21 protein-coding genes and 1 tRNA gene are annotated in these 26016 nt (G+C 39.9%); 8 read left to right on the top strand and 14 right to left on the bottom strand.

The genetic code is table 11. From position 1 onward, the window contains the following. Positions 1–22: 22 nt before the first annotated feature. The 4 genes from ccoP to ccoN are packed head-to-tail and all read right to left on the bottom strand — an operon-like array spanning position 23 to position 3405. Positions 23–1093, bottom strand: coding sequence for a cytochrome-c oxidase, cbb3-type subunit III (gene ccoP, locus LU276_RS02920; protein ID WP_284674175.1), 1071 nt, complete (start codon positions 1091–1093; stop codon positions 23–25). Continuing rightward, positions 1090–1266 carry a cbb3-type cytochrome oxidase subunit 3 gene (locus LU276_RS02915; RefSeq protein WP_284674174.1) on the bottom strand — a complete coding sequence of 59 codons (177 nt, stop codon included), beginning with the start codon at positions 1264–1266 and terminating at the stop codon, positions 1090–1092. Before LU276_RS02915 ends, ccoP begins: the two co-directional genes overlap by 4 nt. Next, positions 1266–1904: a cytochrome-c oxidase, cbb3-type subunit II gene (ccoO, locus tag LU276_RS02910; RefSeq protein ID WP_284674173.1), complete on the bottom strand. Its 639-nt coding sequence runs from the start codon at positions 1902–1904 to the stop codon at positions 1266–1268. The genes LU276_RS02915 and ccoO overlap by 1 nt, the downstream gene beginning before the upstream one ends. A gap of 10 nt (positions 1905–1914) precedes the next feature. Continuing rightward, positions 1915–3405, bottom strand: a complete 1491-nt coding sequence (ccoN, locus tag LU276_RS02905) for a cytochrome-c oxidase, cbb3-type subunit I (RefSeq protein ID WP_284674172.1) — start codon at positions 3403–3405, stop codon at positions 1915–1917. 780 nt (positions 3406–4185) lie between these two features. Between ccoN and LU276_RS02900 the strand changes: the two genes are divergently transcribed. The 3 genes from LU276_RS02900 (at position 4186) to LU276_RS02890 (ending at position 7204) form a co-directional block, all read left to right on the top strand. After that, entirely contained in the window at positions 4186–4569 is a 384-nt protein-coding gene (locus tag LU276_RS02900) for an SCP2 sterol-binding domain-containing protein (protein ID WP_284674171.1), read from the top strand. Positions 4570–4975: 406 nt separating this feature from the next. Further along, complete coding sequence (ccoG, locus tag LU276_RS02895) at positions 4976–6331, top strand: cytochrome c oxidase accessory protein CcoG (protein WP_284674561.1); 1356 nt, start codon at positions 4976–4978, stop codon at positions 6329–6331. 249 nt (positions 6332–6580) lie between these two features. After that, positions 6581–7204 carry a FixH family protein gene (locus LU276_RS02890; protein WP_284674170.1) on the top strand — a complete coding sequence of 208 codons (624 nt, stop codon included), beginning with the start codon at positions 6581–6583 and terminating at the stop codon, positions 7202–7204. Between the two features lie 176 nt (positions 7205–7380). Here the strand turns inward: LU276_RS02890 and LU276_RS02885 are convergent, their stop codons facing one another. Continuing rightward, positions 7381–8403, bottom strand: a complete 1023-nt coding sequence (locus LU276_RS02885) for a LysR family transcriptional regulator (RefSeq protein WP_284674169.1) — start codon at positions 8401–8403, stop codon at positions 7381–7383. Between the two features lie 65 nt (positions 8404–8468). After that, complete coding sequence (locus tag LU276_RS02880) at positions 8469–8978, bottom strand: L,D-transpeptidase (protein ID WP_284674168.1); 510 nt, start codon at positions 8976–8978, stop codon at positions 8469–8471. 295 nt (positions 8979–9273) lie between these two features. Between LU276_RS02880 and argG the strand changes: the two genes are divergently transcribed. The 3 genes from argG (at position 9274) to rnt (ending at position 12694) form a co-directional block, all read left to right on the top strand. Continuing rightward, complete coding sequence (argG, locus tag LU276_RS02875; RefSeq protein WP_284674167.1) at positions 9274–10614, top strand: argininosuccinate synthase; 1341 nt, start codon at positions 9274–9276, stop codon at positions 10612–10614. A 341-nt stretch (positions 10615–10955) separates the two neighbouring features. Continuing rightward, the gene (gene pyrC, locus LU276_RS02870; RefSeq protein WP_284674166.1) at positions 10956–12014 is read left to right on the top strand and encodes a dihydroorotase; all 1059 of its coding nucleotides are present in this window, start codon (positions 10956–10958) and stop codon (positions 12012–12014) included. Next, positions 12014–12694, top strand: coding sequence for a ribonuclease T (gene rnt / locus LU276_RS02865; protein ID WP_284674165.1), 681 nt, complete (start codon positions 12014–12016; stop codon positions 12692–12694). Before pyrC ends, rnt begins: the two co-directional genes overlap by 1 nt. Before the next feature lie 148 nt (positions 12695–12842). On the opposite strand, the gene LU276_RS02860 is transcribed toward rnt, so the two are convergent. The 5 genes from LU276_RS02860 to LU276_RS02840 all read right to left on the bottom strand — a co-directional run bounded on the left by LU276_RS02860 (position 12843) and on the right by LU276_RS02840 (position 21311). Then, on the bottom strand, positions 12843–14150 hold the full coding sequence (locus tag LU276_RS02860; RefSeq protein WP_284674164.1) for a TolC family protein: 1308 nt from the start codon (positions 14148–14150) through the stop codon (positions 12843–12845). Between the two features lie 83 nt (positions 14151–14233). Further along, positions 14234–15661, bottom strand: a complete 1428-nt coding sequence (locus tag LU276_RS02855) for an HlyD family type I secretion periplasmic adaptor subunit (RefSeq protein WP_284674163.1) — start codon at positions 15659–15661, stop codon at positions 14234–14236. Between the two features lie 46 nt (positions 15662–15707). After that, a complete protein-coding gene (locus tag LU276_RS02850; protein WP_284674162.1) occupies positions 15708–17921 on the bottom strand; it encodes a type I secretion system permease/ATPase in 2214 nt (737 codons plus the stop codon). Between the two features lie 64 nt (positions 17922–17985). Beyond that, on the bottom strand, positions 17986–20769 hold the full coding sequence (locus LU276_RS02845) for an RTX family hemolysin (RefSeq protein ID WP_284674161.1): 2784 nt from the start codon (positions 20767–20769) through the stop codon (positions 17986–17988). Positions 20770–20804: 35 nt separating this feature from the next. Then, positions 20805–21311 (bottom strand): toxin-activating lysine-acyltransferase, encoded by a 507-nt coding sequence (locus tag LU276_RS02840; RefSeq protein ID WP_019520343.1) that lies wholly within the window; start codon positions 21309–21311, stop codon positions 20805–20807. A 1169-nt stretch (positions 21312–22480) separates the two neighbouring features. On the opposite strand from LU276_RS02840, the gene LU276_RS02835 reads away from it, so the two are divergent. After that, a complete protein-coding gene (locus LU276_RS02835) occupies positions 22481–22969 on the top strand; it encodes a YajQ family cyclic di-GMP-binding protein (protein WP_284674160.1) in 489 nt (162 codons plus the stop codon). A 162-nt stretch (positions 22970–23131) separates the two neighbouring features. Further along, positions 23132–23207, top strand: a tRNA-Glu gene (locus LU276_RS02830). A gap of 131 nt (positions 23208–23338) precedes the next feature. Here LU276_RS02830 and queF read toward each other — a convergent pair. From queF to LU276_RS02815, 3 genes are all read right to left on the bottom strand, one after another. Beyond that, complete coding sequence (gene queF, locus LU276_RS02825) at positions 23339–24178, bottom strand: NADPH-dependent 7-cyano-7-deazaguanine reductase QueF (RefSeq protein WP_284674159.1); 840 nt, start codon at positions 24176–24178, stop codon at positions 23339–23341. Between the two features lie 76 nt (positions 24179–24254). Continuing rightward, the gene (locus tag LU276_RS02820; protein WP_284674158.1) at positions 24255–25025 is read right to left on the bottom strand and encodes an ABC transporter permease; all 771 of its coding nucleotides are present in this window, start codon (positions 25023–25025) and stop codon (positions 24255–24257) included. Beyond that, on the bottom strand, positions 25022–25999 hold the full coding sequence (locus tag LU276_RS02815) for an ABC transporter ATP-binding protein (RefSeq protein ID WP_284674157.1): 978 nt from the start codon (positions 25997–25999) through the stop codon (positions 25022–25024). The genes LU276_RS02820 and LU276_RS02815 overlap by 4 nt, the downstream gene beginning before the upstream one ends. Between the last annotated feature and the right edge of the window lie 17 nt (positions 26000–26016).

Here is a 26016-nt window from a genome sequence, read left to right as displayed (position 1 = left end):
GCTCTTTTTTAATAACAGCGTGTTATTCTGTTGGGTTTTGCGACAGTGAACGCACATAAGCTGCAAGCAACATGATACGCTCATTACCCAACTTGGTCTGCCATTCAGGCATCACACCAGAACGACCATGACGGATGGTAGTACGGACAGACTCACGGTCTCCACCAAATAACCAAATATCATCAGTTAAGTTCGGTGCACCTATTGCGGTCATACCTTTAGCATCAGAACCATGGCACAGCACGCAGTTTGCTTCAAAGATGGCTTTGCCTTGAGCAACAGTGGCTGCATTTAAATCATAGCCGTTTTGGTTGCCAGAGATGCTAAGCACATAATCAGCAGCGGCACGCACACCAGATTCACCCAGTTGCTTTTGCCATGCCGCCATCGCACCCACACGACCATTATGAATAGTAATTAGGATATTCTCCGCCTCACCGCCATATAGCCAGTCATTATCCGTTAGGTCTGGATAACCCAAAGAACCTTTAGCGTTCGAGCCATGACATAATGCACAGTTTTGCAAGAATAGGCGGCTACCTGCTTTTAGTGCCTCAGGATCGGCTGAAAGTTTATCCACATAAGGTGCTAGCAATTTTACTTGCTCATCAATTTGGTCTTGAAGCTCTTTTGATGGTTCAGCTTCGTCTTTTTTATGAGCTTGTAATTCATTAAGTTTTGCTAGTACAGCAACTGCTTCAGTTGCACCTGCATTTGCCAAAATGCCTTGTTCAAAGTTTTCAGTAAATACTTTATTGTTGGCTTGTAGCTGGCTGTTAAGTTCGTTTTCTGATGTCCAAGGCACTTCTTGACCATCAACCTCAACCGTTGTAATGCCCTTCCAGACATTTGGCTGAATAGCGGGGAATAGCACAAAATAGCCCAAACCCCAAATTAGTGTACCAAAGAAGATAACCAGCCACCATTTTGGTAATGGCTTGTCATACTCTCTAATACCATCGTATGAATGCCCTGTCGTTTCATCTTCTTCTAAGACAGGTTTAGATTTTAATGTCCACACAAGTACGCTGAAGATAAATAACCAGCAAGCAAGTGATAGGACAGTAATCCAAGAACCCCAAAAAAAGCTCATTGTATATCCTTAGTGCGCTCGTGCGATGACAAGAAATTCTTGTCATCAAGCGCAAGTTGTGCATCTTCTTCAAAGCGTTTTTTATTCTTAGGCGAGTACGCCCACCATGCAATCCCGATAAAGGCAATAAAAGCCGCAACGGTTGCAATACTATGTAAAACGCCCCAGTTCATTAGCGTTGACCCTGCATTGCAATACCAAGTTGTTGCAGGTAAGCAACCAATGCATCAAGCTCGGTCGCTCCCTGAACTTGGTCAGGTGCTGCTGCAATGTCTTCTTCAGTGTAAGGCAAACCAAAACGATCTTTAAAGATACGCATTTTTTGCTGTACTTTTACGCCATCAACTTCATTCTTAGCAAGCCAAGGATATGAAGGCATCACGGATTGAGGCACAACAGAGCGTGGGTCAATCAAGTGGTCTTTGTGCCACTGGTCTGAATAACGACCACCTACACGAGCCAAGTCAGGGCCAGTACGCTTAGAACCCCATAGGAACGGATGATCCCAAGTGGATTCTGCTGCACGGCTATATGGTCCATAGCGTTCCACTTCAGCACGAAGTGGACGAACCATTTGAGTGTGGCAAACATGACAACCCTCACGGATATAAACATCTCTCCCCTCCAGCTCAAGTGCTGTCCAAGGACGCATATTTGGCAAAGGTTTGTTTACACCACCTTGATTGGGTGCATTGGTGTCATAAATCAGTGGGATTAGCTCAACCAAGGTTGCAAAACTAATTGCAATGACAATAAAGACAACCAGTAAGCCTGTGTTTTTTTCAACAATTTCATGAGTAATATTTGACATGATTTTCCCCTTAAGCCTTGATGGTGTCATTATCAAATACTTCATCACGACCTGTGTTTACCTCATCAGGCTTGGCGATTTTTTCAGGAATGCTCGGCATTTTAATGGTCTTATAGCAGTTATAAGCCATCACAAGCATACCTGCAACATACAACGCCCCACCCAATGTACGCACCACGAACGGCCAATGTGATACAACAACGGTTTGGATAAAGTCATAAGCCAAAGTACCATCTGGGTTGGTAGCACGCCACATCATACCTTGAGTAATACCAGAAATCCATAGTGCTACGATATATAGAACCGTACCTGTAGTCGCAAGCCAAAAGTGTACCGTAATAAGATTGGTTGAGTACATTTTTGCTTTGTTCCAAATACGCGGCAATAGCACATAGATAGAACCAATGGTAACCATACCCACCCAGCCAAGTGCTCCAGAATGCACATGACCTACCGTCCAATCAGTGTTATGGCTGATAGCGTTTACAGCTTTGATAGAAAGCATTGGACCTTCAAAGGTACTCATGGCATAGAAAGAAAGTGCCACAATCAAGAAGCGGATGATTGGGTCAGTACGCAATTTGTCCCAACTGCCTGACAGTGTCAAAACACCATTAATCATACCACCCCAAGAAGGTGCAAACAGGATAAGCGAGAACACCATACCTAAAGACTGAGTCCAGTCAGGTAATGCTGAATAATGCAAGTGGTGTCCGCCTGCCCACATATAAGAAGCAATTAATGCCCAAAAGTGAACAATAGATAAACGGTAAGAATAAACAGGGCGACCAACCTGCACAGGAATAAAGTAATACATCATGCCCAAGAAAGCAGCCGTCAGATAAAAGCCTACCGCATTATGACCATACCACCATTGAACCATCGCATCTGTCGCACCGCCATATAGCGAATATGACTTGAATAGACCTACTGGCACCGCCAAGTTATTCACGATATGAAGTAGTGCAATCGTGATGATAAAGGCGGCAAAAAACCAGTTTGCCACATAGATATGCGCAGTTTGACGCTTAATCAAAGTACCAAAAAACACAATAGCATAAGCAACCCACACCAATGCAATAGCGATATCAATCGGCCATTCTAGCTCAGCATATTCTTTACTAGAAGTAATGCCCAAAGGCAAGGTAATAACCGCCGAGACAATGATGGCTTGCCAGCCCCAAAATGTGAACCAAGCCAAATATGGAGCGAACAAGCGTGTCTGACAGGTACGCTGAACGATGTAATAAGATGTTGCAAAAAGTGCTGACCCCCCAAACGCAAAAATCACCGCATTGGTATGTAGCGGTCTTAAGCGTCCAAAAGATAGCCAAGATGTATCAAAGTTTAAAGCTGGCCATGCAAGCTGTGATGCGATAAGCACACCCACTGTCATGCCAACGATGCCCCAAAATACTGCCATGATGGTAAAGAAACGCACAATAGTGATTTCATACTCACGGTCAATATTCGGTGCTACTGCTGTATTAGTTAGACTCATTGGATATTTTCCTGTGCAGCCCGATTTGTATAGCGAATTTCATTGCTGATGTTGCTTGATGCTGTCTAATTTATCTTCATCATCAATCAGCCATCAGCGATAAAATCAACGCTTTTTGATTTGTACTTTTATATATTTTAACGCAAAGCAATACAAATATCATCAACTTACAAGCCAGCCAAGATAAAAACCCTTAATTTTTTTAAGGAAAATACAACAAAGATCATCAAATCTATACAATGTGTATTAGTTATGCTTGCTTGGCTGATGAATTGCTTGGCTTGCATGATTTGGTAGCACTATTTAATATTGTGCAAACCAAACCTATTTTAATTCCATATTGCTAATAGGGTATTAACAATACTTCTCAGCTTTTATTATACAACACAAATGTAATTTTTAGGCTATCTTTTGTAAAAATAATTGAATTTTTAGCAAAATTTTGTGATTTTAGGCATTTTTATCCATTTTCAGCCCATCTTGACGGATTTTTTTAAAACAAAAACTTGAATTTAGGGGATATTTGGATGGCAAAATGGTCGGTAATCATGATTTTTGAATAGCCAATGCAAGGTATCTGTCATCTGTCACAAATATTTACAATTTGGTCATCACTTCCTGTACCGCCCTTTGCGTTTGAATTTTATGACATTTAGCCATTTAATTGACGGTTTTTTGATTTATAATACACCCATGATGCACAAGCCAACCCCATGACGCAATCGTTATTTAAAGTTGGCTTGCCCTACTATTTATTTTAAGAATCTTGGAGATGACCCAATGGCACAATTTTTATCACAGGCATGGTTTGATGTTGTAAGCCAACTTAACGCCCAAACTGGTGAACTAAACCTACCACCCACCTTGCAGACACTCATCATTAATATTACCATTGAACAAGACACCTCTGCCCTACTACACCTACAAGATGGTAAAATCCACCAAGGTCATGCAGAACACGCTGTTAGCACCATCAGAATTGACCAACAAACACTTAAAGACATCATACAAACAGGCGACACTAATATTGCCATAGAAGCCTTTATGATGGGCAAAATCCGCATTGATGGCGACATGAGTGCCATCATGTCGTTGCAATCTGCCAAACCAAGCCCTGAACAAAAAGCACTCTTTAAGGAAATTTTAAGCCATACTGAGTTTTAATGACAACTATCCTGTTTTAAGGTTTTATTCAAGTTTTATGCATTTGTCTAGACATAATCCTAAAAACTACTCAAATTTGGGTGTTTTTAGGATTTGGATAAATAGTGTTTCATATTATAAAATAATCAGTCAAAAGTTACGCTTTCTATTTATCAAAAATGCTATAATAACGCCAAGATATAAAAATAAGACCTAAGAACACATCAAGCAATTTTGCTGATTTTATCAACCGATATATTTACAGTCAGCCATACAAGGTGTCTATATGCCAGACTCACAAAACCAGTCAAAGGTGCCAGCCAATCAAGCAGACCAAGCGTCCAAGCCAGCACCCGCAGAACTCACCCCAAAAAAACCAAAAAAACAACGCCCACCTCCAGAAAAAATCATTCCACATTCTAAAGACATGGATGCGACAAAACATCGTGTGCACCCACGCTTTGCCAAGGGTAAATACCAAAATATCCGTCTTGTGGTGATGTATGCGATATTAGTTGGTTTTTTGGTTGCACCTTGGATTCGCTGGAATGGCAGACAGGCGATTTTATTAGATGTGATTGAACCAAGGTTTCATATCTTTGGGGCAACTTTTATGCCACAGGATTTTTATTTCTTTGCATTCGTGTTCATCATTGCTGCCATGACGCTATTTATGGTTACGGTATATGCTGGGCGTGTGTGGTGTGGCTATGCCTGCCCACAGACCATCTATGTACATCTGTATCAGCATATAGAAAAATGGGTCATCGGCGAACGCAATCAACGCATCAAGTTTGACAAAGCACCTTGGAATACTCAAAAAATCCTAAAAACACTGCTTATCCATGGTGTTTGGCTAGTGTTCTCTGCGATTACTGCTTTGACATTCATCGCCTTTATTGTAGGAACAGATTATCTGTTCTTTAATGGGCATACGCCATTTTTTATGGGTTGGGGCAAAATTACTTGGGTGTTTTTTATATTAATCACCTTTGTAACTCAGACCAATGCAGGCTATATGCGTGAACATATGTGTGTACATCTATGCCCCTATGGTCGCTTCCAGTCGGTAATGTTTGACAAAGACACGCTACTGGTCTCCTACGACTACGAACGAGGTGAGCCTCGTGGTGCACGCAAACGAGGTGATCACCCAGAGGGTTATGGCGACTGCGTAGATTGCAGCATGTGCGTTCAAGTATGTCCAACAGGGATTGATATCCGTGATGGATTGCAGGTGGAATGTATTCAGTGTGCTGCTTGTGTTGATGCGTGTAATGAAATCATGGACAAAGTGGGCTATCCTCGTGGACTGATACGCTACACCACCGAGCGACAACTGCTCGAAAAACAAAAAACCAAAGTCATCAGCCCTCGTATCTTTGCCTATATATTTGTACTAGGTGCCGCCATCACCGCAGCGACATTGGTCGCTACAGGTCGTGCACCATTGGAGATGGAAATTCGCCATGACCGCAGACAAATCAGCACTGTCAAGCATGGAAAAGTAGAAAACAGCTATGTCCTAAAAATCGTCAACAAAACAGACGAAAGGCAAATTTACAAGGTACGCCTAGAGCCTACCGAAGGATTGACGCTACAGTCTCGCTTCAAACAAATCCCATTGCAGGCGAATGAGCCGTATGATTTGCCTGTCAGTATCATCGGTGATGCCAATATCATCAAAGCTGGCACAACACCAATCACCATCACGGTCTATACCGAAGATGGCAAATATAGTGCCAGTGCTGATGATAATTTTATCCATCAACCAAAACAATAAACACAGTGCCAGTCATTAAAACCAAGCAAACACTCCAAGTATCTTTCTTGGGGTGTTTTTTGTGGTTGTTGATGAGAGTTAGACAATCATCAAGGATGGATTGGTTTTAGCTAAAGATGCTAGTGCCAATCAGCTTTTAAGATATATTAAGTTTAAACCATCTTACATTTGGAATTTTTAAACTAACAATATTTTGGCTTGATTAAAAATATGCTAAAATAGAGTAAATTTTTTTATAGCCTCATTATCATGAATACTAACCAAAAACAAACATCTCAAAAAGAACCTTGGTACAAAAACCCTTTTATGACTATTTTTGTGGTTGGTCTGCCTGCTTTTGTGGTGGTGGTTTGCCTGTTTTTTATCGGCTATTCCATCAAGATTCAAGACAGTACCGTACGAGATGATTGGTACATGGACGGCAAAACTCTCTATCAAGACGCCACACGAGATAAGCTGGCACATGACCTTGATATCTCTGGTGTGATGCGTTTTGATGGTGATAAGGTTAGGTTTGAACTTCGCTACCCTAAAGACAGCCTACAAAGCGGAAAACTAAAAGACGGCACACCACTACAATACCCAAAACTTCTTGCCGTTAGTATTTCACACGCCACCGATGAGAGTAAAGACAGGGATTTTAGCATCAGACATATCAGCGATAATATCTATGAGGGCAAGGTCTATCTTGATGATACACCTGCCAAATATTACCTACAAGTCAATAATGATGGCATTCACAACTGGCGACTGATTCATGTGCAAAAACTCCCTGCCAAAAATGCCGTCATGGCTCCATTATCTAGCTTTGATGATAATGATGGTGCCTTACCCGACCAAAGAGACAAACGATTTAATCAGCAAAACCAGTAATATTAATAGCAACTTTCATAACAACCATACCATCTTAAAACAGCAAAAATCCAAAAAATAACCATAAAAAACCCAGTAATCAGCTAGGGTTTTTTATGTTTGGTAATGGTTTTATGGCTTGCATCATTCACCCTTTTTTTACCATTTACCTTTTGCATCCTTCATCTTCTTTGTTCTTAAAATCCAAATTTATTATTCAAATCATCAAACAATACATCAGATTGACCGCTTTGGTAATCATCAGCCTTTTCTTCTTCTGCAATAACCTGACGAGCCACATGTAAAATCAACTGTCTTAACCAGCGGTGTGCAGAGTGGTGCTGCAGCAAGGGCGACCATGCCATTGTGAGTTCAAACTCTGGAATAAAGAATGGCGGTTCTTTGACAATAATCTGTGGATTGTTGTGTGCTTGTAGCTTGGCGACACGAGTCGGCAAAGTTGCAATCAAATCTTTATTGGCAGCAAGCATGGCGGGCATCTGATAGTGGCGAGTAAAAACACTAATTCGGCGTTTTTGTCCTAGTCGTTGCAAGGCTTGATCAATAGAGCCTAGACCACCTGATTTTTCAGGATTGACCCCAAAACCCACACCCATGCCTGTCTTAGACACCCAAACATGCTGGGCTTTTAGGTAGTTTTTGAGATTAAATCTGCTCACATATGGACTGTCTGCTGATAACAAACAACTAAAAGTATCACGCCATACCAGTACTTGATGAAAGCTTTGAGGGATTTCATTAAAGCGGTTAATCGCCAAGTCCACACGCCCTTGCTCCATGTCTTGGTAGGACACATCAGATGGAGTTAAAAAGTCCAAAATGACATTCGGTGCTTCGCTACGAAGTGCCTTGACCAAGCGTGGCACTAAAGTCGCCTCGGCATAATCAGAGGTCATGATGCGAAATACTCTAGATGTACTATAAGGGCGAAACTCTGTGCGTGGCTCAAGCAGAGTGCTGACATCAGAGAGAATTTCACGAATGCGTGGCTGTAGTTCGCCTGCTCGCTCGGTAGGGGTCATGCCTTCACTTGAACGCACCAATAGCGGATCATTAAATAAAGAGCGAAGCCTACGCAGAATATTACTCATCGCAGGCTGGGTGATACCAAGCTGTTCGGCAGCACGAGTAACATTCTTTTCTCGTAGCAATACATCAAGATGTACCAGTAGGTTTAAATCAACTTTTTGTAGGTTCATGATTGCCCTTATCATCTTACGATTAAAAACTCATCAGCACACACCCATGTTGTGCCACCTGCTTACTATACAATCAGCACAGGCGTACCCACACCAACCATGTCATATAGTCGCACTACATCACTATTACGCATACGCACACAGCCATGCGACATCGGCACACCCATCGGCTCAGTATCAGGCGTGCCATGTATGTAGATATAGCGTGCGTGCGTATCACAGACCATGCCATCTGCTGTTTTACCCAGATTATACCCATCTTCTGTGCCTTTTAACCACAAAATACGGCTCAAAATCCAATCTCTATCAGAATATGCCCGCCCAAGTTTGTCATCATAAATCTCGCCTGTAAATCGCCTACCAACAAAGACTGCACCAACAGGATATTCACCACCGATTTTATCACTGATTATATGCCTGCCAAGTGGTGTACACCCCGTCCCCTCAAACTGCCCCACTCCATTTTTAGCGGTGGATATGCTAAAGGCACAAACAAGCCCCTTACCCCTAAAAACACTAAGTTTTTGGCAAGTGGTATCAATGTGTAAATGAATGCTGTCTGCGGTTGAATTCATGACCACCTAGATAATAACAATTCAATAAAAATTTCAAGGAGTATTAAGTTAAAAAATGATAGATATTTTATAAAATGTTAGTTTAGCAAATTTTGCCAGATTTTTCCCTATTTTCTTAAGAAATGATGGTAAATTTATCATCTTTTCATGTTTTCTTATCATTTTTTATACTTATTCATGTTTTTTACACTTTCTCGTGTAATCAGTAATTTTTTAAAAAAATAAAAAATCAACCCCAAAAGCCCAGTAAAAGTGCTATAATTTTTGAAATTTTCATTATTTTTTGGAGTTTTTTATGTCAACTACTACTACCATCTTACAGCACCTGCCTGAAGGTCAAAAAGTTGGTATCGCTTTTTCTGGCGGTCTTGATACTTCCGCCGCCTTACTTTGGATGAAGCAAAAAGGTGCTTTGCCATATGCTTACACTGCCAATCTAGGTCAGCCTGACGAGGACGACTACAACGCCATCCCTGCCAAAGCCGAGCAGTACGGTGCAATTAAGGCACGCCTGATTGATTGCCGTATGCAGCTTGCCCAAGAAGGCATTGCCGCCATTGCCTGCGGTGCATTTCATATAACCACAGGCGGAATGCCTTATTTTAACACCACGCCGTTAGGTCGTGCAGTAACAGGCACCATGCTGGTTACTGCCATGCGTGAAGATGAGGTTAATATTTGGGGTGATGGCTCAACTTATAAAGGCAATGACATTGAGCGTTTTTATCGCTATGGTCTGCTTGCCAACCCAGAATTAAAGATTTATAAACCATGGCTTGACCAATCTTTCATCGATGAGCTTGGCGGCCGAGCTGAGATGAGCCAGTTTTTGATTGATAACGGCTTTGATTATAAAATGAGTAAAGAAAAAGCCTATTCTACCGATAGCAATATGCTTGGAGCTACGCATGAAGCTAAAGATTTGGAATTCTTAAACGCCAGCCATAAGATTGTTGAACCCATCATGGGCGTACGCTATTGGGATGAGAATGTCAAGATTGATGCTGAAGAGGTGAGCGTTACTTTTGAAGAAGGTGTGCCTGTTGCCATCAATGGCGAACGCATCAACAATCTTGTTGACCTAATCCTAAAAGCCAACGAAATCGGCGGCCGTCATGGTTTGGGTATGACCGACCAAATCGAAAACCGAATTATCGAAGCCAAATCTCGTGGCATCTATGAAGCCCCTGGCATGGCACTATTACACATCGCCTATGAGCGTCTGGTAACAGGCATTCACAACGAAGACACCATCGAACAATACCGAATCAATGGTCTGCGTTTGGGTCGTCTGCTATATCAAGGTCGCTGGTTTGATAGCCAAGCACTCATGCTAAGAGAAACCGCCCAGCGTTGGGTGGCTCGTGCCATCACAGGTGCAGTAACGCTAGAGTTGCGTCGTGGCAACGACTACAGTATCCTAAACACCGAATCTGACAACTTAACCTATCAACCAGAACGCCTATCTATGGAAAAAGTTGAAGATGCAGCATTTACACCACTAGATCGTATCGGACAGCTGACCATGCGTAATCTAGACATCACCGATACTCGCCATAAGCTAGCCATCTATACCCAAACAGGTCTGCTTGGTGTAGGTAGTGGCAATGCTGTGCCGCAACTTGAACAAAAGTAGCCCATTTTCCCCAAAAGCACACACTGATATTGTGTGTGCTTTTTTGTTGACATATTAAATAAATTTATACCAACGAAAAGTACCACGCACCCAGATGCAGATGCTACCCTGCCTTGGATAATACAAATGGCATAAAAATGGTTACAACCTTTTGAGTATCACAAAAAATCAATGACTTGTCTTTTGTAACGCAAGTATCATTTATGTACTCACACAGTCATGCAACTTGCAAAATATACTACAAATATTCGTACACCCCACCCATTTCATGCTAAAATACCAAATATTAACAATAAATAGTCATTATCATTCATCATTAGTCAGTCAATAACGAACCAACCATGACCACACTTACCCTGATTCAGCCAGACGATTGGCACATTCATCTGCGTGATGGTGATGCTTTACGCACTACCGTACCGCACGCCGCCACAAGTTTTAACCGCATCATCTGCATGCCAAACCTTGTGCCACCCATCAAGACAACCGCAGACGCCATTGCCTACCGAGAGCGGATTTTGACTGCTTTGGCAAAGGCGGACATCAGCAAAACTCGTAAAGACCAATTTGACCCACGCATGGTGCTATATCTGACCGATCAGACCACGCCTGATGAAATTGAGCGTGCCAAAGTCTCAGGCGTGGTGCAAGCCGTCAAGCTTTATCCTGCAGGAGCAACCACCAACTCATCAGATGGCGTTACTGATATTTTGGGGCGAGCGGTTGTATTTGAAGCCATGCAAAAACACGGCATTCCATTACTGGTGCATGGAGAGGTTACTCATAGCGATGTGGATATCTTTGATCGTGAAAAGCGTTTTTTGGACGAGATTTTATCCGTCATTATCAAACATTTTCCTGAGTTAAAAATCGTCATGGAGCACATCACCACTGCCGATGCTGCTGATTTTTGCTTGGCACAAGACAAGCACATCGCAGCGACCATTACACCTCAACATTTATTATTTAATCGCAATCATCTACTCGTTGGCGGTGTTAAACCACACTTTTATTGTTTACCGATTTTAAAACGAGCAAAGCATCAGCAACGCTTGTTAGAAGTTGCTACCTCTGGCAATCCCAAATTTTTCTTGGGTACAGACTCTGCACCTCACGCTACCCACACCAAAGAGTCCGCTTGTGGCTGTGCTGGCTGCTATTCTGCCGTACACGCTCTACCACTTTATGCCACCGCCTTTGAAAGCGTAGGGGCTTTGGATAAACTAGAAGGTTTTGCCAGTCGTTTTGGGGCTAGCTTCTATGGCTTGCCTATCAATACCAGCACCATTACTCTAGCTAAACAAGAACAAACCGTCACAGAGTCCTATGACTACTTAGATGGCAAGACGCTTACGCCACTATTGGCAGGTCAGACCCTAGCTTGGAGACAGGTGTTGTGATGACAAAGTTCGCCAATAAACCAACAACCCTAAAAGAGCGTTTTCGTGGCTTTATGCCTGTGGTGGTTGATGTTGAGACTGCAGGCTTTAACGCTCAAACAGACGCCCTGCTTGAGATTGCTTGCATTCCCATCTTGATGGATGATACAGGCAATCTGTATCAAGGCGAGCCACTAAACGCCCATATTGAGCCATTTGCTGGAGCGAACCTTGAGCCTGCCGCCTTAAAATTTACAGGCATCAATCCTGATAGTCCCTTTCGCAAGGCAATCAGCGAGAATGAAAAAATCGCCCTAAGACGCATTTTTAAAGCACTTAAAGAAGTTCGTAAGCAGTTTGATTGCCGTCAGTGTATCTTGGTGGGGCATAATGCTCATTTTGACCTTACCTTCTTAAATGCCGCCATCGCCCGCACCAATAGCAAAAATCATTCGCCCTTTCATGCGTTTAGCGTACTAGACACAGCAAGCCTATCCGCTTTGGCATACGGTCATACAGTACTAGCAAGGACTTGCGTCATGGCAGGCATTGACTTTGATAATAATCATGCCCACTCAGCATTATACGACACCCAAAAAACCGCCGAGCTATTTTGTAAAGTATTTAATGAGTTGCCCATGCTAACCGCCATGCCAAGCGTTGATGCTGAAATAGAATCGGCAGAAACAAGCGAATCATAATATTAATAATACATCATGCCATTAATTTGGTATGATGTATTATTAAAAACGCAAAATAATTATGTTTTGTTGACAATCTAAAATCACCAAAACGCAGATTTTATCTTTTAGTACACCCTTGGCTTAATTCAAAGTTTAGCCAATTCGATCAAATAATGTTTATATTCTCTTCCAACTCTAAACCACTTTCTTTAATAAGTGTGAGGTAAGCCATCAAGAATTTATATTTAGTCTCTGCAAGTTTTTGCTCTGCCTCTGTTACTCCCTGCCTAGCCTGTATTACCTCCAAATGGTTTCTTATGCCGTATATTTGTCCTGTTTCAGTTGATTTGAGTTGGAGTTGTCTGCTTTTAAGTACGCGTTCTTGTGCAAGAATTTGATGGTACATAGCATTACTTTCAGCATAAGCTTGGCGTATTGCCAGTTTAATTTGTCTCTCCATAGCAACTAATTGAGCATAGGTTGCCTCATATTGATTCATTGCTTCACTTATTTTACTATTTAGGTCTCCACCTGCGAACAAAGGAATATGAAACTGCAATTGTATTGTAGCATTTCTTTGTTTATCATCAGCTTTGTAGTTATTGGGAGATGATACATCTTGATATTTAATCTGCCCTTTGAGTGTAGGCAAACGATTATTTTTAGCAGCTTTAACAGCCTCTTCTTGGCTGTTAACAGCATATTTTTGTGCTAAATACCTATGATTATTCTCCAAAGCAATCGATTGCCATTCATCTAGGCTATATTTTTTAATCTGTAAAAGATAATCATCAATTTGATCAAGGATAGAAATAGGCTCAATTTGTTTACTATCCAACCCTGTATAATTATTAAGCTGATTTTCCAAAATTTGTCTTTTTGCAATTGCGGCAATCTCTTGTGCTACAGCATTGTCATAACCCGCTTGAGCTTCGTGTATATCTAGTGCTGTAGCAACACCTTTGTCAAATAATGCCTGAGCACGCCTAACCTGTTGTTCATAAGATATTTTTTCTGCTGTATAAGCAATGATTGTTTCATTACTAAGTAACAAATTAAAATAATTCTCTGCCACATTGTATAATAGTTGCTCTTTAGCATCACTATAATTTTTCTCAGCCACCTTACTATTGTAGATACTTTGACGATATTTGGCAATCTCACTTCCATCAAATAAAGTTTGACTAAGCTGTAAATCCCAACCATAATTTTCTTTAATAGAAGTCGAAGAATGAGGTTGATTCTGATAATTGATATTCCCAGAAAGATGTGGATAGAAAACTGATTTGGCCTGCCGTTGTTTTTCTTGAATAACATTTTTTTGATAAAACGCCTCCTGATAATCTGCAGAATTTTGTTGTGCAGCAAACCACGCTTCTTGCAAATTAAACGCATAAGTAGGAGAACTATTCATAAAAAAGAGTAAAGAAAGTGAATAAGGATAAATATACTTTTTCATTTTTATATTTCTCATGGTTTCTCTGGTTGATTCGGATGCTTTTAACAATTCTTATTACAATACTCAGTTTATCAAATTAAATAAAAGTGCAGGAAAAATTAACGCTCACGAAAACTTTCATCAACTTTTGTCTGCAATGGACTTAACATATAATCCAAAACACGGCGTTTACCCGTTTTAATTTCAGCAGTAACATTCATCCCTGGTGTTAAGTTGATTGTTACCCCATCTATATTTAATGTGCTTTTATCAAGAGCAACAAGTGCAGTATATACCAGTCCTAAATGTTGGTGTTCTACGGCATCATGGCTAATGCTTTTGATTTTGCCTGTCAAATAACCATAACGAGTATAAGGAAAACTCTCAACTTTGACAATAACATCCTGACCAACCTTTATAAAGCCGATATCTTTATTTAGCACCAATACCTCTACTTCCACTTGATTGTCATTAGGCACCACAACCATGATTTTTTGTGCTGCTTGTACGACTCCACCTAAAGTGTAAGTTGCTAACTCTTGTATGGTACCATTAACAGGCGATTTAATACTTAGCAATTTCTGACGCTGCTTAGCTTTATTAGTTTGACCAGTGTATTGATTAATTTGCTCATTGGTTTGACGCAAAGATTCTAATGTATCGCGTTTTAGATTTTGAGTATATAACATACGGTTTTGTTCAGCTTGCATGATTGCAGCTTGTATTTTTTGAATCTGACTACGCGTACTTTGTAAATCATTCTGATTGCTAAGTAATTTACTTTCTTGCTCCAGATAGGCATGCTCGGATATAAAGTTCTCTGCTTTAAGCTTTCGATAGTCATCAGTCTTTTGGCGTTCAATTGCACCAACCGCAACCAACTTTTGTTCTTGAGATCGGGCAGACTGTAATTCCGCCTGATGCCCCTTTAAGATTAATTTTAATTGTTCATCTTGTGCCAACCATGCTTGATATTGATTTTGGGCCAAAATTTGGGCTTCATTAATTTCCGATTCTAAAATATTTAAAGACTTTGCATATGCTAAATCAATCTTAGGACTGATACGGTGATTCAATGCTGATAAAATTGCTTCAAGGCGTAGTTTGGATAATTGTGCTGATTGCAAGGCTTTTTCGGACTGAGCGACATCACTATCTGAACCAACCGCCACCAAATCTACCAATACCTCTCCTTGCTGAACATTCTGACCATCACGCACATACACGGCTTTAACTATGGCTGTTTCCAAAGATTGAATAGTTTTACTACGACTACCTGAAGAAATTTTTCCCGAAGCTGTGGCAACAATATCAATCCGTCCAACCCAAGACCATAGCAAAGCAAATAGGACAAATATCATGATTATTCTAGCTGTCCACTTAGAAGAGCTGGATACAGGTGTGTCAGTGAGTTCTAGATGTGCAGGAAGAAAAGCGAGTTCTTCTTTAGTACGCTTAGGAGGAGTTAGTTGGTCTCGCACTGCCCATGTATTTCGCCAAACGGTCACATAACGAATAAAAAAATCTTTAAGTGCTTGTATAAACATGAATTATTTTCCTTGAATGTTTAATAATAGCATTAATAGAACAAACTTATCCATTCTGCAAATCATATAAATAACGATAGTAACCATCTTCTTTTTGCAACAATTCTTGATGTGTACCCTGCTCCACAATCTTCCCTTTGTCCATCGCAATAATGCGATGTGCCATTTTTACAGTAGATAGGCGATGTGCAATAATTAAGACTGTTCTATCTTGACAAATTGCCTGCATATTTTGCATGATGGCTCTTTCCGACTCATAGTCTAATGCACTGGTAGCTTCATCAAAAATCAAAATACGCGGATTTGTAATTAAAGCACGCGCAATAGCGATACGCTGGCGTTGTCCACCTGACAAGCCTGCACCTTGCTCTCCAACAATCGTATCATAACCCTCAGGCAATTCCATAATAAAGTCATGTGCCCCAGACATCTTGGCAGCCTGGATAATAAACTCTAATGACATGCCCGTATCAGTTAGGGCAATGTTATCTCGAATACTACGATTGAGTAACACATTTTCTTGCAAAACAACACCCACTTGGCGACGCAGCCAAGCGGGATCAGCTAATGCCAAATCGTTTCCATCAACTAATATTCGCCCATTTTCTGGTACATATAAACGCTGTACTAATTTTGTCAATGTTGATTTACCTGAACCAGAGCGTCCTACGATACCTAGTATCTCTCCAGCGTTAATCTGTAAATTTAAATTCTGTAATATTAAATGCCCATCTATTTTGTAGCGAAAATCAACATTTTCAAATGTAATATCACCCTTAATATCAGGCAAAGTTAAGCGAGATGTAGAATGCTCAGTTGGAGTATTTAAAATATCACCCAATCTCGCCACTGAAATACCTACTTGCTGAAAATCTTGCCATAGCTGTGCCAGGCGGATAACAGGAGCGGCCACCTGACCTGCCAGCATATTAAATGCTATTAATTGACCTACCGATAGCTTGCCTTCAATTACCAATTTTGCACCAATCCATAGAGTTGCCACAACAACCATCTTTTGAATGAGTTGTACTCCTTGCTGCCCAACCATTGCCAACTTAGCTACCCGAAAACTAGAAACCACATAAGCTGCTAATTGATTATCCCAGCGACGGGTCATTTGAGGTTCAACCGCCATTGCTTTTACCGTACCAACCGCAGTAATACTTTCCACTAAAAAAGATTGATTATCTGCATTGCGTGCAAATTGATCATTTAGTCGAGTGCGTAAAATTGGGCTAATAAAGGCAGACCAAAACGCATATATTGGTAATGATGCCAAAACTACCAGTGTTAAAGTAGGGCTGTAATACCACATTACAAACAAGAATATAAAAGAAAACACCAAATCTAAAACTGAAGTGAGAGCTTGACCAGTTAAGAAATTGCGGATATGTTCCAGCTCCCGTATGCGTGCAACCGTATCACCCACCCTTCTGCTTTCAAAATAAGCAAGTGGTAAAGCGAGTAGATGACGAAATAATCGTGCTCCTAGCTCTACATCAATTCGAGAGGTTGTATGAGCAAAAATATAAGTGCGTAGACCACTTAAAATGACTTCAAATAAACTTACTACCAATAAGGCAATCGCTACCACATCCAGAGTAGAAAAACCACGATGCACCAATACCTTATCCATCACAACCTGAAAAAACAATGGCGTAATCAGAGCAAAAATCTGTAGCACCACTGAAATAATAATAACTTCAAAAAAAATATAACGATATTTGATTACCGCAGGAATAAACCAAGTAAAATCAAATTTAGCCAATGAACCCAATATTGACGCACGGGAAGTTACTAGCATTAACTTACCAGAATATCTTTCAGAAAACTCACTTGCATCTAATATCATAGGACGATTTTCGATCAAATCATAGATGAGATATTTTGCAGCAGATCCCACCCCATCAATTTTAGTTAGTATAAAATGAGAGTTTAAATTTTGATCTAAATCGGGCTTATTATCACACCACACCAAAGCAGGAAGTGTTATCATTGACAATCGAGCTAAAGGCTGTTTTATAATCTTTACCTTTAATTCCAATTTCTTTGCTGCCAACATCCATTCAATTTCATTCAGGTCTCCTTTTGTATTATCAGAAAACTGATGCATAATGTCTGCTGGACTTGCAGAAATACCATAGTATTTGGCAAGGATAACCAGAGCAGATAGAGCAGGTTGTTGAGCATAATCTATCATAACTAAATTACTATTAAGGGTTTGTACATTAAGTCTAATTAAAGAAGCATCACCACCCATATCACGAGTTTCATAATCTATAACCAATGATATGGGTGGTGATATTGTCTAGTAAATTAAATCACTAAACACTTGGAGCTAAAATACCATGAACCGGTTGTGTAGTTGGTTGCAGAGCATTGGAGCTCACAGGATTCTCTGTACCAAATAACGCCATTGAGCCAATTAGCTTATTTAAACTGCTTGCAATGTCCGATACAGATATCTCTTGACTCTTATTTTTGTTTGCAAGCTCTTGCAATTGTTGAGATGTGATTTTCTCACCAACTTGTTTGTTTTCCAAAAGGCTATCAATTTGCTCAGAGGTAATATAAGTACCATCTTTGCCAATAAGGTGCTCAATTTTATTATCAGTTTTATGACCGTAGTAATTCACCAATTTGGATGTAATGTACCAATTTGATATATTAATACTACCCGAATTATCATTTCGCTTAATCAATATACCTTCTTTAGTACGCTCAATAGTTAACTCTGATAAATTAGCATCTGCGAATGCCAATTTATCATTACCTTTAGCATCGTACAGCGTATCATTCCCATCCCCTTTTCGAACAATGTATACATCATCGCCAGCACCGCCATTTAATACATCATCGCCAGCACCACCATCAAGTAGATCATTTCCATCATCACCTAAAAGTTGATCTGCACCTTTGCCACCAAATAAACGGTCATCGCCAGCACCGCCATCAAGTAGATCATTTCCATCTCCACCGTGGAAGATATCAGTGAATTTGGAGCCTTTGAAGTTATCATTAAATTGAGAGCCAATTATTTCTTCTACGGATTTTAATTGATCAGTAGACTTATACCCATATCCAACTTGTCTCAATTCATAATCACGATACTCAAGAGTCTCTGTGCGTTTACCTACCGCAGTATCTTGGCGTTTCACAACTTCATGATAAATATCACCTTTAGCCACTGTACGATTAACGATATAGCTGCCCATTTCAGTTGCATGTGTGCCATCTACGATAATATTACCCAAGCCACCATCTTTGCTATATAAAACACGATCGTGTCCGGCTCCACCGTCCACATTCATTTTACCTTGCCCAGCAAAGATATCATCGTTACCAGCACCAGCATTTACAATCAGCTCAATTTCCTCTACAGTTTCCTGCTCATTAATACGCTGAATAACTTTAGAGAAGTCTAATTTAGAGCTTGCCTCACCATCAGTGATCTGCCAATTTTTAACACGCTCAAATTTCAATTTATTGATATAAGAATATTTACCATTACTTATGCGTTCGCGAGATTCTTTACCTGCACTTAATAATGGTGAAGTAAAGTGTAATGCTTGAGTTTTCTTGCCATCTGAATTACTGATGTCTACAATTCCAGTCTTAGCATCTAATGTAATATTAACACCGGCCTCCACTTTTTTACCATCTTCAAAAGCATCTACATAAGCTTTTCCGCTCTCAACTTTCTCTCCCAACTTGGTAATACCTGCCAACTCACCGATATTATTATCCCAGCGTTGTTGTGTAATAGCAATAACACGCTCAGCTTCCAACTCTTTATTTAGCTCAGACAAAAATTGTAAGTTATTAGCCAAATAAGCAGCATAACGAGAGTCATAACCTTTATCAAAATAGTTCCGACCACCATTTTGCTTTTCCCACTCTAGAATTCTACCTTGCAAACGATTCGCAACACTTTCAAACATTGCTTGCTTAGATGCCTCTAGAATACCAGAGATTAATCCCGTTACTCCAGCGACCAATAGGGCAATAGGTGCACCAACAGCAGATCCTACAGCAGCGGCAGAAACACCCGCAGAAACTGCACCTAATGCCGTATTAATTGTAGTTAACGAAGCTTCAATAGTGCCTGCACCACGCTGATATTCAGCCAATAGATGGTCTCCATCATAGCCGAATTTTTGGAATTGTTTTGCAAATTCATCAAGAGCATTGGCATGGTTAAATTTATCCGCCGCATTCACAAATGCCAAAGGACTAATTGCCAACATAATTGATGAGGTGATTAAAGCAGCAACTGCGCCGGTAGTTGATAGACCAGCAGCAACGCGTTGTGCTAAAACATATGAAGAAATTGCTTTTGTTACATTACCAACAACTTGATTGCTTAACTCAAAACCTGCAGCCACTTTTTTACCAGTTGATGCATCTTTATCCGCCAAAACAAAACCTGAAGAAATACCTGATAACAAACCAGTAATCACTTCCAAACCAACACTGGTTTTAGAGAAATTTAAGTTTTGCAACTTATTTCCTAAGCCAGAGAAACCCTTAGCCTGCGATATAGTGGAGCCTAGCTTTGCCAGCTGTGCAGAAAATACCTCAACTGTTTGAACGCTACTAGATAGGTTGCCAACCACTTCATTGATCAATTCAATACTGGCTTTCGCTAAATCAGTAGGTGCAGCATCGCCTTGCTTGATCAAAGAATCAAGTTCCATGCCCGCTAAAGCAGTACCCAAGAAAGAACTGAGGGTTGCCAACACACTACTTGCATCTCCTAATTGATGATCAATATTCTCTGCACTTTTCAGCCCTTGTGCCAACTTATTGGCAGAATGTTTTTTTAAGAGTTCATCTAGTTTTGTTGCAGAGATAGCAACACCGGTTTGTGTAAGAGAGAGTAGCTGATTTGCCGTATCAATAGATTTTTTTGCTGTTTCAGTGTGATTAGGCTCTTCTGCCAAACGAGCAATTCCTAACTCATCGGCAGCTTTGATGAAGTTATTTAAGCTCCCTTCCTTTTGCAGATCATAGTCCTTAGGAATGGCCAAATAAAGACTTTTTAGTCCAGACTTAGTGGAGCTTAAACTGGCTTGAATATTAGTTTTAATTACATTTATTTTAGACATGGCTATTTACCCTAATTGTTTTAAAAAGGTTTGAATTAATTATCTTTAGATATAATAAAATTATTCTGAGTTGATAGTTTGCTCATCAGATCTTCGTGGTATTGCGCAAACATTTTTGAGGCCAACTTTGGATCAACAGATTTTCCATGGAATTCAGTTATCTTACCATGCGACGAATTTTCTTCCACACGGATAGCTCTAAACAATTCATCTGCAAACAACTCTCTCATGTGTTTTGTCAGTCTCAGACTATCGCCAAATGGGGTAATCCAGTCAATAAACCAGTTTCGATTACCCGACTGCCAATCTTCCAACTTAAGAGAGGTAACATCGTTAATATATTTAACCTCATTTTCCAAACTAAGCTTAGCCCAACTACAATATGCTACAGGCATATTATCTCTTCTTAGCAGTACATACTGCTTCGTTTCAATTGCTGGAATAACATTTGTTGTTAAGAGAGAAAGCGTCCAATTCTTATGCAAATTAGAATTAGCCCACAGCCAAGTAATCGCTCCAAGTTCTGTAAAATTATCATTCATGAGTATTCAACTCTCTAAGTTTTTTAAATTAAGTAACTCAAATAGATTTATACATTAACTTCAGCTCAACACAATTTGATACCCCCTAAACCAAAGAATCATAATACCAATTTAATTCAAAATATCATTTAACATTACTTTGGTACAGAACGAGCAACCTATCAGCATATGTTTACCCACGCCAAGGAGTCTATACCAAGCGATGGAAAGCCAAAATAATCCCAAAAAAACTTATAACAGCCTTAAACTACCGCCAAAAATACCAAGGTTCATTCATCCAAGCTAGGACTTTGGGATTAACGAAAGTGCGGCATACAAAACCATCATATAGATAGAAAGCATACCGAATAAGCATAAAAGATTTTGCACAACTCATCAAAAGTCATTATGGACAGACACTAATATTGACACCGTGCTAATTGATGCAACCAAAACATCCTTTAGACAGCTTAAAATAGTAAGGCGAAAAGAGTCATCAAACCATAAAGATTCAAATGGTCACATTTGAGTGCATTCTGACTATCAAGACATTCAAGAATACAATGCCAAAAGCCAGTTACTAAAGAAAAACATCAGTCTACTCAATAAGGCAGATAAAAAAGCCAATCATAAATTATCTGTCAAACATATTTTAATGAGCATTTACTGGTTAAATTAAACGCTTTTAAAAATTGTCTTGCCGCAATCGTAGAGAGCAATTTAAAAGTAAATCTAATTTTTGAGATTTATAATTTTTAATTGAGTTAAAAAAGTATTTAATGGAATTATTTATACAGCAAAACAATAAAATTTAAAATTATTTAATCTTTTGGTTATTATAATATAGCAATAACAAAAAATCAACCAACTCAGTATAATCATACTACAAATTTTCACATAGAATTAAGCAGGTTGATCAACATAGGACTCCGAAGAAGTCAAACCAAAAAGCGTATTTTTCAGATTGGGCAGAATCCAAAAAGAGCTCTAACCAATAACAAAAGTTCGTGCACATTTTTAGACACCCCCTTTCATCACAAAATCATCGCTTTTGATGGCATTGTGTGATAACATAACCTTAATATATGATTACAATATTTGACTAGGGTTTAGTATTTCTACCAGTCTTTAGACATCCAAAAAAACAGATTGCTAAAACTTGTCATAACACCCATCAAAGAGGAAATATTATGCCATCATTTGACATCGTTTCTGAACTTAATGCCCAAGAAGTGCGTAACGCCATCGGCAATACCGAAAAAGAAATCGCCACTCGCTTTGATTTTAAAGGCAGTAATATCACAGTTGAGATGAATGACAAAGCCAAAACCGTTACCATCACTACTGATAACGAACTACAGGCTGATAATGTATACGCCATCTTTGAAAAACAGCTCATCAAGCGAGGCGTGGATCTACAAACCCTAGACCCCCAAGAAAAGAGTCAGTCAGGCAAACACACCAAGCAAGTCATCAACCTAAAAGATGGGCTAGACAGCGATACCGCCAAAAAAATCAGCAAGACCATCAAAGAGAGCGATTTAAAGGTCTCAGCCAGCATTCAAGGCGACAAAGTGCGTGTTTCCGATAAAAAAAGAGACAATTTGCAAGCAACAATGGCGTTATTGAAAGAAAAATCTTTTGGCGTGCCATTACAATTTAACAATTTCAAAGATTAAATATATATAAATCAACAAGTTATAAATTATTTTAATATTTTTTAAAATAAATTCTTGACGAATAAAAATAACTTGATATAATAGCCCCAATTTTGAGAGATACGGTGAAAGTGTTCAAAAGTTGGTAAAGTAATTATTCATTGATTAACTTTACAGTCCTGTGCTCCATTCGTCTAGAGGCCTAGGACACCGCCCTTTCACGGCGGTAACAGGGGTTCGAATCCCCTATGGAGTGCCAATATTCTAAAAACAGCCCTTAATATTTTAAGGGCTGTTTTTTTATTAACAAGTTTATTTTTATCATCCATATAGAAACCGCCAACTCTCACAAGGGCAGGCGGTTTCTTATTGATATTTAGGCGATTAGCATTATTGACGCACCACTCGACCAATCTGCCCCACCTCACTGTTAAATACCCTTACAGGATTAATATCAATACCTCCACGGCGGGTATAGTTGGCAAGCACTCTTAGCGATGTTGGCTGAAAATATGTCATCATATCAGCAAAGATTCGCTCCACACACTGTTCATGAAAACCATTATGCTGTCTAAATGACAAAATATACTTTAAAACATTGCCAAAATCCACTTGATGGTCGCTGGTCATCTCAATCTGCACCACCCCCCAGTCAGGTTGGTTGGTAACAGGGCAGTTCGAGCGTAACAGATTGCTATAGAATTGATGGGTTGTTAATTTGCCCCGCTTGGTATTTTTTAAAAAACTGCTGTCAATATCATCAGTTAAAACCAGTTCTTCATTCACATCATCTAACGCACCATCAATACAAACCCCCATTGGCTTGGCAATATTTAACTCACTGCCATCTAAACCGATGATTTCCACAGCAACATCAGCCCCCACACAGACCGATAAGTCTTTTTGCAGGGTGGCTTTTAATTCGTCAGCAGTGCTAAATTTGGTAAAATTTAGGCTATTTAGATATAATTTTAAGGATTTGGATTCTACGATATTTGGCGAATCAGCAGGAATGAACAATCGAGCCATCGCCACTTGTGATACACCAATAGGACTTAGCCATGATAATTCAAAGGCTTGCCACATATCCACGCCGTGATAGACCTTGTCAAAACCCACATCTTTGATGATCTCATTTCGCCCAAGTTGTCGTGAAATGGGATATAAAATACTAGGGTCATAGGTTTTAGGATAGCTTGTGGTTTCACCCAATACACCATGAATACTCATTTTTTTACCTTTTACAAATCAGTTAATACCATCAATTTAGGTGGTCAGTCCCACCCCATCAAGTCTTATTTATAAATTAAGATATTCTGATGCGTCTGCCATCTTTTAATAGTTGATACGCCACACCATAAAATATCACACAAAATAACAAAATCGCCAGTAAAGCATAACCGACATTGACATCAGAATGCCCCAAAATACCATAACGAAAGGCATTTACCATATACACGATGGGGTTTAGTAGCGATAAGTTTTGCCAAAATGGCGATAAGTTTTCTAAAGAATAAAACACCCCACCCAAATATGTTAGGGGTGTTAAAATAAAACTTGGCACGATAGAAATATCATCAAATGAGCGAGCAAATACCGCATTAATCAATCCACCCAACGAAAATAATGCCGATGTACCAATAACCGTGATTAGCATGATTGGCACATGAGCGATTGGCAATTTGGTAAAGAATAATGCCACAATACTCACAATCAAAGCGATGGCAAGCCCACGAAACACGCCACCACAAACATAACCTAATAATATGGCGTGCTTAGATATGGGCGATACCAAAAGCTCATCAATACTGCCATGAAATTTGGTACTAAAAAATGATGAGACAACATTCGAGTAGCTATTGGTAATCACCGCCATCATAATCAGACCTGGTACGATGAACTGCATATAGCTAACACCGCCCATCTCCCCCACTCTACTGCCTATCATCTGCCCAAATATCACAAAATACAGCGTCATGGTAATGACAGGGGGTAATAAAGTTTGTGGCCAAATGCGTAAAATGCGTTTTATTTCTTTACATAATAGGGTATAAAAAGCAATAAATTGGGTATTCATGATTCTTCTCTGTCATTTAGTCGGTTCTCTTCGTTCACGCCATTCTGATGAAAATGACTATCCACCACACCCATAAATAATTCTTCTAAACGGTTGGCTTTATTTCTCATACTTAGCACTTCTATGTTTAGGTTATTTAATTCAATAAATACCGCATTTAGACTTTGTGATTTATCCAAAGTAATCTCTAAGGTTTTTTTATCCGCCAGATGCACACGGTGGGCAGTGCTAATTTGTGGCAAAGTAGCCTGCTCATCTTTTAAATCAAACACAAAAGTTTCTAAAGATAACTGCGTAAGTAGTGATTTCATCTCGGTATTAATCAGAATCTCGCCATGATTTAAGATGGCGATATATCTGCACAACTGCTCAGCTTCTTCTAAATAATGCGTTGTTAGGATAATGCTGACACCCTCCTCCTTATTGATACGCACCATAAAATCCCACATGGAACGGCGAAGCTCAATGTCCACACCTGCAGTTGGCTCATCTAATATCAAGAGCTTGGGTCGATGGATTAAGGCACGAGCAATCATCAGACGGCGTTTCATGCCTCCAGAGAGTGAGCGTGATTTGGTATGGCGTTTATCCCAAAGCCCCAGCTCTTTGAGCAAAAACTCAGCTCGTGGCAACGCCTCTGATTCTTTGATGCCATAGTAACCTGCTTGAGTGATGAGTATATCAAGGCATTGTTCAAATTGATTAAAATTAAATTCTTGAGGAACAACACCCAATTGGGACTTGGCAAGGCTTGGCTGTTTATGTAAATCTATACCAAAGATTTCCACTTTGCCATCAGTGGGTGGAAAAAGCGAACTGATAATCCCAATCATGGTGGATTTGCCCGCCCCATTCGCCCCAAGCAAGGCAAAAAATTCGCCCTGTGGTACGGTCAAATCCACGCCCTTTAGAGCGGTAAAGCCATTGGGATAAGTTTTTTTTAGGTTGGTAATCTTTAAAGCAGGACTGGTCATGTAAATATCGTTTCATT

The organism is Moraxella haemolytica (assembly GCF_030177935.1).
GTDB classification, from domain to species: domain Bacteria; phylum Pseudomonadota; class Gammaproteobacteria; order Pseudomonadales; family Moraxellaceae; genus Moraxella; species Moraxella haemolytica.
This window is presented reverse-complemented; position numbering and strand designations above follow the sequence as displayed.